The organism is Streptomyces anulatus (genome assembly GCF_014650675.1).
In the GTDB taxonomy this organism is placed as follows: Bacteria; Actinomycetota; Actinomycetes; order Streptomycetales; family Streptomycetaceae; genus Streptomyces; species Streptomyces anulatus.
Genome location: NZ_BMVK01000039.1, coordinates 1 through 5,488, shown reverse-complemented (window position 1 = coordinate 5,488; position 5,488 = coordinate 1). Strand labels below are relative to the sequence as shown.

The window sequence follows — 5,488 nt, the reverse complement described above, 5'->3', positions numbered from 1 at the left end:
GCCCGTGCAGCATCACCTCCGTACGCGGCCGGTCATGATGCTCCACGAAAGCCACCACACAATCGGTGCCACGCTCGACCCGGCGATGCGCCTCCGAAAGCATCGCGTACGTCTTGCCGACACCCGGCGCCGCGCCCAGGTAGATCCGGAGTATGCCGCGTCCCATGGCCCCATTGTCTTCTTCCGTCCGGCCCTGTCGCGTCGACGGCCGGTGGCGCCCGGTGCGGCTGCCGTCCTCGACGCTACTCCGCCGAGGGCCGTGCTTCGGTCCCGGGAGTGCAGGTGAGGGGCGTATTGACGGAACTCTGATGCGCGTCGGGGCGGGTGCTGGGGCGCGCCGGGGCGGGTGCGGGGGGCGCTACGGGAACGTCAGCCGTGTTCGACGATGTGGCCGTCGCTCAGCTCCAGGACCCGGTCGGCGAGGCCCAGCAGCTGGGGGTCGTGGGTGGCGACGAGGGCGGTGACGTTCTCGCTGCGGACGACCGCGCGGAGCAGCTCCATCACGGCGAGCCCGGTCTCGGCGTCGAGCTGTCCGGTGGGCTCGTCGGCGATCAGGAGGGCGGGGCGGTTGGCGAGGGCGCGGGCGATGGCGACGCGCTGCTGCTGGCCGCCGGAGAGCTCGCCGGGGCGCTGCTCGGCGTGGTCGGCGAGGCCGACGAGGGAGAGCAGCAGGGCGACCCGCTCGTCACGCTCGGCCGGGTCGGCCTTGCGCAGCCGCAGGGGTACGCCGACGTTCTCGGCGGCGGTCAGGATCGGGATGAGACCGAAGGACTGGAAGATGAAGCCGACCCGGTCCCGGCGCAGCTCGAGGAGCCCCTTCTCGCCGAGCCCCGACAGCTCGGTGCCGTCGACGGTGATCCGGCCGTCGTCCGGGGTGTCCAGGCCGCCGACCAGGTTGAGCAGGGTGGTCTTGCCGGAGCCGGAGCGGCCCTTGAGCGCGACCAGCTCACCGCGGGGGATCTCGAACGAGACCCCGCGCAGGGCGTGCACGGCCGCCGCTCCGCTCCCGTACGAGCGGTGCAGGTCCTCGACCGTGACCATGACCGTACGGGCCGGGTCCTCGGCAAGGGCCGTACCGGACTGCCCGCTGGTGCTCTCGGTCATGCTGCTCCCCCGTCATCACGTGGCCTGCGTCGTCGCCCGCCAGTATGTGCATGCGGCACACGGCCGGGCAATGGCCGGTGGGCCGCACCCAGGAAAGGGTGCGGCCCACCGGCCTGTGCTGCGAAGTACTGCCGTACCGCCGGCGGACCTCGGTACCGCCGGCGGACCTCGGTACCGCTAGCGGACCTCGGTGATCTCGGGGCCGCGCTGGAGCTGGCCCATGCCGCCGGAGAACTTCGAGCTCTCCTGGTCCTCCTGCTGCACACCCTCGGGCACCATCTGGGCGTCGTTGGGGAGCTTGAGGACGATCGGGTCGCGGGGAGCCATCGGGCCCTCGCCGCGGACGACCACGGTGTCCCGGAAGATCGTCTCCAGCAGCCCGGCGGCCTCCGGCTGGACGGCGCCCTGACCGGAGATCACTCCGCGCAGGAACCAGCGCGGCCCGTCGACGCCGACGAAGCGCACGAGCTGCACACCGCCCGTGCCGTCCGGAAGCTGTACGGGGACCTGCGCGCGCAGCTCCCAGCCCAGCGGGCCCTCGACCTCGTCGATGATGCCGCCCTGCTGGGTGATGCCCGAGGCGATCTCGTCGCGGACCTCGCCCCAGATGCCCTCTTTCTTGGGGGCGGCGAAGGCCTGCAGCTGGATCGCGCTGTCGCGCAGCACCACGGTGGCGGCGACGATCGCGTCCCCGGCCACCTCGACGCGCAGCTCCATGCCCTCGACCCCGGGGACGAAAATGCCGCCCAGGTCGACCCGGCCCTCGCCGGGCTGGGTGACCTCGGTGCTGTCCCAGGGTCCGTCCGGCCTGGGGGCCGGCGGAAGGTTCATCCGACGGGCGCCCTTGGCGGCGCCGTCACTGCCCTCGGGCTCGTCGGCGACCTGCTCGGCCTCGCGCACCTCGTCCGCCGCGTCCTCGGCGGAACCACTCTTCTTGCGACGTCCGAACACGTCACTGTCCTTCCCGGTCGGATACGACCGAAGCGTAGCTGTTCCCACCGTGGGTGATCCCGCCCTCGGCGCCGTCCACCGACGCGTGGCCGCCGGTGGACCCGAAGCCCCCTTCGGCCCGCGCCGAGCCGGGAAGTTCCGCCACCTCGTGGAAGCGCACCTTCTCGACCTGCTGGACAACCAATTGGGCAATCCGGTCGAACCGTTCGAATCGCACGCTCTCGCGTGGATCGAGGTTGACCACGATCACCTTGATCTCCCCACGGTACCCGGCATCAACCGTCCCTGGGGCATTCACGAGGGCCACTCCGCAGCGGGCCGCGAGGCCGGAGCGCGGGTGAACGAACGCGGCGTACCCGTCGGGCAGGGCGATCGACACCCCGGTGGGGAGCACCGCGCGCTCGCCGGGGGCGAGCTCGGCGGCCTCGGTGGTCACCAGGTCGGCCCCGGCGTCGCCCGGGTGCCCGTACGCCGGAATCGGCACCTCCGGGTCGAGGAGGCGGATCAGTACGTCGACGGGGTTGCGCGTCACGGGTTCACCTCGAAGGCGCGGGCGCGCCTGACCTGGTCGGGGTCGGACATGGCCGCCTGGATCTCGGCGGGCCTGCCGTTGTCGATGAAGTGGTCGACCTTGACCTCGATGAAGAGGGCGTCGGCCCGGACCGCGACGGGCCCGTCGGGGCCGCCGATCCGGCCGGTGGCGGTGGAGTAGATCTTCCGGCCGTGCACGGCGGTGATCCGGGCGTCGAGGTGCAGCACGGTGTCCACGGGCACGGGGCGGACGAAGTCGGTCTCCAGCCGTCCGGTCACCGCGATCGTGCGCAGCAGCCAGTTCAGCGAGCCGAGGGTCTCGTCCAGCGCCGTGGCCAGCACGCCGCCGTGGGCGAGGCCGGGGGCGCCCTGGTGGGCGGGCTGCACGGTGAACTCGGCGGTCACGCTCACGCCTTCACCGGCCCGCGCCATCAGGTGCAGTCCGTGCGGCTGTCCCCCGCCGCAGCCGAAACAGTGTTCGTAGTGCGCTCCGAGGAGCTCGCCGGGGGCGGGCGCGTCGGGGTGCCGGACCGGCGCGACGGCGTCGGCCGGGGGTGTCAGAGCTGCTGATGTTCCACTCACAGGCGCAGACCTTACCCGCGCGGCAGTCCGCCGGTCGCGCCGTGCCAAGCTTGGTTCCATGCAGCCTTCCGCACCGCCCTTCGACGAACGTCTCACCGCGCCCCGCTCCTGGTGGTTCATCGCCTTCGGGGTCGGTGTCGCCTGTGCGCTGATGCTTCTGCCGCTGGGCACCCTGCCGCTGCTCGCCGGTCTGGCCGGCGGCACGGTCGCCGCCGCGGTCCTGGTGAGCAGTTACGGCTCCGCCCGGATCCGGGTGGTGGCGGGGGCGCTGGTCGCCGGCGACGCCCGGATCCCGCTGTCGGCGCTCGGCGAGCCCGAGGTGCTGGACGCCGAGGAGGCACGGGCCTGGCGCACGCACAAGGCCGACGCCCGTGCGTTCATGCTGCTGCGCGGCTATGTGGAGACAGCGGTGCGGGTGGAGGTCACGGACCCGGACGACCCGACTCCGTACGTCTACCTCTCCACCCGGAACCCGCAGGGCCTGGCGGCGGCGCTGAGCACCGTCCCGACCGCCTGAGCGGACGTCGGCGGGCGGGGCTCCCGACCCGGTGCGGGTTCGGGGGCCCTTCGTCGCTCAGGGGCCCTCGATCTCCTTGGGCAGCTCGGCCGGGTTCAGGGGCTGCTCCAGCGGGGGCAGCGCGGGCAGCCGGTCCCAGCGGATCTGGTCCTTGCGCAGGTCGTTCCTGACCCGGTCGGCGAGCTTGCGGGTGTCGCGACGGTTCATCGTGGCGCCGACGGCGGCGCCGATCATGAACGGGATCAGGTTGGGCAGATTGCGCGCCATGCGCTTCATGATCTGCTGGCGCAGCTCACGCTTCATCTGGCCGCCCAGCGCGGCGTTGAGCGTGGTGGGGCGGGTGACGTCGATGCCGCGCTCCTCCGTCCACGACGTCAGATACGCGGTGCTGCGCTGGCCGAGATTGCCAGGGGGGCGGCGGCCGTAGACCTCGTGGAGCTCGGCGACGAGCTTCATCTCGATCGCGGCGACGCCGGTCACCTCCGCCGCCAGCTCGGCCATCATGGCGGGCGGTACGGGCATCATGGCGGCGGCCCCGATGCCTGCGCCGACGGTCGCGGTGGCCCGGCAGGCTCCCGTGACCAGCTTGTCGGCCAGCTCCTCGGGCCCCAGCCCGGGGAACTGTTTCCGCAGGGTGGCGAGGTCGCGCACCGGCACACGCGGGGCCGTATCGATGATGCGTTCGGCCAGCTGTGCGGCCAGTGCCTTCGCGCTCTCCCGGCCCTTGCGTACACCCCGTCTCACTGCGTGCAGGCGGCCCCCGGTCGTGGGCTCCGCCCGGCCCTGCTCTTCGGGCCGGTCCGGCGACGCTGCCGCCCCGGCCACCTCGAGCGAGGCCGAACGGCCTCGCTCGTCGTCGAAACTGCCGGAGTGCTCCGGCAGGGCGGCGGACCGCTCGGCAGACGCGTTACCGCCTTCTGCCGGGCCTGTGCCGCCTGTACCGTCCTGGTTCGCCTCCGGGCCGTGCCGGCGCCAGGGGCGCCGCTTCCGGAACGGTGTGTCGCCTGCCACGGCCGACTCGACCTCAGTCGCAGTCGCGGCAGATGGGCTGACCGTTCTTCTCGCGGGCCAGCTGGCTGCGGTGGTGCACCAGGAAGCAGCTCATGCAGGTGAACTCATCGGCCTGCTTGGGCAGCACCCGGACGGCCAGCTCCTCGTTGGAGAGGTCCGCGCCGGGCAGCTCGAGTCCTTCGGCCGCGTCGAATTCGTCGACGTCGACGGCGGATGCCGTCTTGTCGCTCCGACGCGCCTTGAGCTCTTCGAGGCTGTCCTGGTCCACGTCGTCGTCGGTCTTGCGTGGGGTGTCGTAATCCGTTGCCATGTCGCTCTCCCCCTCTTGGGTGTCTACGGGTGTCTCAGCGCACGTAACGCGTGAGAGGCCGGACTTGTGCCCGACCTGAGGCGGAGATTTTGCCTCACATCAAGGTCTGTTACTCAATCGACACCCAACCGGGCGCCTCGGCGAGGCTCGGCTTGGGTGGCGATGGGGACCGTACACGGTCCCGACTGCGCTGTTCACGGGCGCCACCCCGTGTACTTCCCGTGATAACCATCCCCGAAAACCCGGACGATTACCGGCTTTCCGACGGAGTCGCGATCACGGAGAGTAGATGGCCGGGAAATCGGCCCTGTGATCGATCACACACGACTCACCCGGGAACGGGTCCTGAAAATTCCGCCCAAAGCGAACATGGAGATTCGGTGCAGAGTCACATCGTGCAGCCTCTCAGACCGGCAGGGTGACGCGCATCACGAGACCGCCGCCCTCGCGGGGCTCCGCGATGATACGGCCTCCGTGGGCCC

General features: G+C 71.7%; 7 protein-coding genes and 1 pseudogene. 1 reads left to right on the top strand and 7 read right to left on the bottom strand.

The features are described from left to right. The 5 genes and pseudogenes from IE272_RS38495 to IE272_RS38475 all read right to left on the bottom strand — a co-directional run. Positions 1-166: pseudogene (locus tag IE272_RS38495) on the bottom strand (sensor histidine kinase KdpD); the annotation flags it as partial. Positions 167-369: 203 nt separating this feature from the next. Further along, positions 370-1,104, bottom strand: a complete 735-nt coding sequence (locus tag IE272_RS38490) for an ABC transporter ATP-binding protein (RefSeq protein ID WP_050360241.1) — start codon at positions 1,102-1,104, stop codon at positions 370-372. A gap of 177 nt (positions 1,105-1,281) precedes the next feature. After that, positions 1,282-2,055, bottom strand: coding sequence for a DUF3710 domain-containing protein (locus tag IE272_RS38485; protein WP_007454996.1), 774 nt, complete (start codon positions 2,053-2,055; stop codon positions 1,282-1,284). A 1-nt stretch (position 2,056) separates the two neighbouring features. Beyond that, entirely contained in the window at positions 2,057-2,587 is a 531-nt protein-coding gene (gene dut / locus IE272_RS38480) for a dUTP diphosphatase (protein ID WP_050360242.1), read from the bottom strand. After that, complete coding sequence (locus IE272_RS38475; protein ID WP_050360243.1) at positions 2,584-3,168, bottom strand: PaaI family thioesterase; 585 nt, start codon at positions 3,166-3,168, stop codon at positions 2,584-2,586. Before IE272_RS38475 ends, dut begins: the two co-directional genes overlap by 4 nt. 58 nt (positions 3,169-3,226) lie before the next feature. On the opposite strand from IE272_RS38475, the gene IE272_RS38470 reads away from it, so the two are divergent. After that, on the top strand, positions 3,227-3,685 hold the full coding sequence (locus tag IE272_RS38470; protein WP_050360244.1) for a DUF3093 domain-containing protein: 459 nt from the start codon (positions 3,227-3,229) through the stop codon (positions 3,683-3,685). A 57-nt stretch (positions 3,686-3,742) separates the two neighbouring features. Here the strand turns inward: IE272_RS38470 and IE272_RS38465 are convergent, their stop codons facing one another. Then, positions 3,743-4,696, bottom strand: a complete 954-nt coding sequence (locus IE272_RS38465; protein WP_190010414.1) for a hypothetical protein — start codon at positions 4,694-4,696, stop codon at positions 3,743-3,745. 13 nt (positions 4,697-4,709) lie between these two features. Continuing rightward, a complete protein-coding gene (locus IE272_RS38460) occupies positions 4,710-5,006 on the bottom strand; it encodes a DUF4193 domain-containing protein (protein ID WP_003965732.1) in 297 nt (98 codons plus the stop codon). Positions 5,007-5,488: the final 482 nt, after the last annotated feature.